This is a genomic window from Hydrocoleum sp. CS-953 (genome assembly GCF_002260545.1).
Classification (GTDB): Bacteria; Cyanobacteriota; Cyanobacteriia; order Cyanobacteriales; family Microcoleaceae; genus Trichodesmium.
On sequence record NZ_LGSU01000428.1, the window covers coordinates 1 to 3083 of the forward strand.

The window sequence follows — 3083 nt, forward strand, 5'->3', positions numbered from 1 at the left end:
ACTACTAAAATATTAGATAGTGTTAGAAATACTTCAGCACTGCAAGGAAATATATTTGGTTTATGACTTCTAGCTGATCATGAGATTTACTAATAAGTTTTCTCTTCTTCCTTCTTGCTTCTTTCTTCTTGCTTCTTTAAAACAGCTTCCCTAAAACCTAACACTACCAAAATATTAGATAGTGTTAGAAATACTTCAGCACTGCCATGTAACCAATCAATATTTGCTAAAGCTTCACTATAAACTTGTTTAGCATAAATTCCAGCAGGAATAGTTACACCCACAAATACTAAAGTTCCATAAAATCCAATTAAGGCTAAACGAGGTGCTTGACCAGAACGAGTTAGAAACCAAAGAAAACCTAAATAGGGAAATAAAGAAAGAGCAAATAAAGTATCTTTAGAAATCATATTTTTAATGGATAATTAATAATGAATAATTAATAATGGATAATTAATAATGGATAATTGATAATTGATAATTGATAATTAGAGATATAGCAATCCTATTTGATTTGTGTATAAAAATCTTACCGAAAAATTAAGGTATAAAGCCTCTCCATTCATGGGGAAAAAAGCGGTTGTTTGCGCAGCAGTCCGTTAGGATGGGATGGCGTTTTGCTTCGCAACATATAAAGCGCAGCTCCTCTGGAAGAGGCAGCGGGTCCGTAGGAGCGGGTCTCCCGCTCTTAACAGAGCCGCGTTTCATGTCGCGTTTGCGTTAGCATTCCGTAGGAAAGCNAACGCCATATCCAATCAACCAAGAGAAGAAAAAAATTCCTTTGGCTCAATCCTCTTATTTCTAATAATTAATAATTAATAATTATTAATTATTAATTGTTGAACGCTTTTCGGGAATAGGGAATAGGGAATGGGCACTTATTTATAGTTTTTTAATTGTTACAACCTATTTAGGATTGCTATAGTTTTCATTCTCGACTATACATTATTAATTATCAATTATCAATTAATAAACAGTCTCAAAAAATACTGCTGGATTAACTTTTTTTGTAGTTAGAGAAGACTTGCATTTTACCATACAGGAAAATTCAATAAAGAGTAAGAGTTTTCCCTATTCTGTAGGGACGTTCCATGCAACGTGCCTACCTACTCCCTAGTCCCTTTTTACTCTCAGAAAATATCCACCAAGCAGCAGCTAATAGGGTAAAATTTCCCAATAAAGTCATTAATGCTTGAAGAGTAACTAACCATTCTAAATTAGGGTCATTATCAAAATAATGCCAAGTACAAGCACACATAGCACTGACTAATGCAGGTAACATAGCAAAAGATAAACCATACCAGACGCGGTTGTTGGTAATATTACCATAAATGGAAATAAACCAGATGGCAGCTACCCATTCGATAACGCTAGAAACATGAATAATCCAAGTAGGAATTGACAAAGCGTGCATATTTAAAAAATCTGAATTTTGAGGTCTTAACTTCTGTATTCTATAACTTTAACAGGACTTACGAACTTAAACAAGAAACCGGGTTTATTTCCCTAAGTTGTAAATCACAAAACTTATTCGATCAACCTGTTTCTGTGTAAATCATAGTTACAAACCAAAATAAGAAACCGGGTTTATTTTCCTAAGTTANCCTGTTTCTGTGTAAATCATAGTTACAAACCAAAATAAGAAACCGGGTTTATTTTCCTAAGTTATTAAATCACAAAACTTATTCGATCAACCTGTTTCTGTGTAAATCCTAGTTAAATTAAAATAGGAAATAACTCAAACAAATGCGGGCAATTTTATGTGGTTACTACGGAAAAGGAAATGGTGGGGATGAGGCATTATTAGCATCTTTGTTGCAAATGTTGCCTGATAATATTCAACCTTATGTTTTGTCTGGCAACCCCTCTGAAACAGAAAAACGCTATGGAGTTGAAGCGGGCGATCGCCTCAATACTTTTACTATTCTCCAAGCAATGAGACGTTCAGATATTTTTATCTGGGGTGGTGGGAGTTTGATTCAAGATGCCACAAGTATTGCTAGTCCTTTTTATTATGCTGGATTAATGGGAATTGCTCAAAAAATGGGCTTAAAAACTATTGCCTGGGCACAAGGAATTGGGCCTTTAAATTATCAAACTACCCAATTTTTAGCAAGACAGTGTTTTAAGGGTTGTACAGCAGTTAGTGTGAGGGATGGACGTTCGGCAGAAATAGNGGTGGGAGTTTGATTCAAGATGCCACAAGTATTGCTAGTCCTTTTTATTATGCTGGATTAATGGGAATTGCTCAAAAAATGGGCTTAAAAACTATTGCCTGGGCACAAGGAATTGGGCCTTTAAATTATCAAACTACCCAATTTTTAGCAAGACAGTGTTTTAAGGGTTGTACAGCAGTTAGTGTGAGGGATGGACGTTCGGCAGAAATAGTCGCTAAATGGAATATTCCTTTTACTTTAGCTCCTGATCCGGTTTGGGCCTTGGAAACTTCGCCTGTTCCTGGCCTTTGGGATTTACCTGCACCAAGAGTAGCAGTAAGTTTGAGACCCCATCCCCAACTCACTCCCTCACGTTTAGCAACTTTAACTCAAGCTTTAATTTCTTTTCAAAAGGCAACTGAAGTGTTTATTTTGTTGCTGCCTTTTCAACCGATAAAAGATTTAGAAATTGCCGAATTTATTCATCAAAAATTTCCTGATAATAGTAAGATTTTAACTGTAGAAGACCCTAGAGTTTTGAAGGGAGTTTTTCGAGGAGTGGAAATGGTAATAGGTATGCGTTTCCATAGTTTAATTATGGGTTTTGCGCAGGAATGTCGCTGTTTTGCTATTAGTTACGATCCTAAAGTTAGTCAGTTAATGACTGATTTGGAAATGCCTGGATGGGAGTTATCGGAATTGCCAGAAGATGCAAATTTAATTAGTAAAATTTGGATTAATAATTATGCAAATGGGGAAGCTTTGTTGTCAGATAAAATATATTTTTTTCGGGAGCGAGCGCTGATTCATCAAGAGGTATTACATTCTTTTTTAGAGGGAATAGTTGATTAATGAACAATGGATAATGAATAATGGATAATTAGGGCAGTATGAACGAGTTAGATAGAAATAGGGAGAGAAAATTAG

2 protein-coding genes and 2 pseudogenes are annotated in these 3083 nt (G+C 35.4%); 2 read left to right on the plus strand and 2 right to left on the minus strand.

The window, feature by feature from the left end; all coding sequences use genetic code 11:
- Window positions 1-89 precede the first annotated feature (89 nt).
- Window positions 90-410: a DUF3593 domain-containing protein gene (locus tag AFK68_RS04215; protein ID WP_094671724.1), complete on the minus strand. Its 321-nt coding sequence runs from the start codon at window positions 408-410 to the stop codon at window positions 90-92.
- 692 nt (window positions 411-1102) lie between these two features.
- On the minus strand, window positions 1103-1414 hold the full coding sequence (locus tag AFK68_RS04220; RefSeq protein ID WP_094671725.1) for a DUF2499 domain-containing protein: 312 nt from the start codon (window positions 1412-1414) through the stop codon (window positions 1103-1105).
- Window positions 1415-1746: 332 nt separating this feature from the next.
- Between AFK68_RS04220 and AFK68_RS44170 the strand changes: the two are divergent.
- Both AFK68_RS44170 and csaB read left to right on the plus strand, forming a co-directional pair.
- A pseudogene (locus tag AFK68_RS44170) lies at window positions 1747-1965 on the plus strand (polysaccharide pyruvyl transferase CsaB); the annotation flags it as partial.
- A gap of 212 nt (window positions 1966-2177) precedes the next feature.
- Window positions 2178-3008 (plus strand): annotated as a pseudogene (gene csaB, locus AFK68_RS04230) (polysaccharide pyruvyl transferase CsaB); the annotation flags it as partial.
- Window positions 3009-3083: the final 75 nt, after the last annotated feature.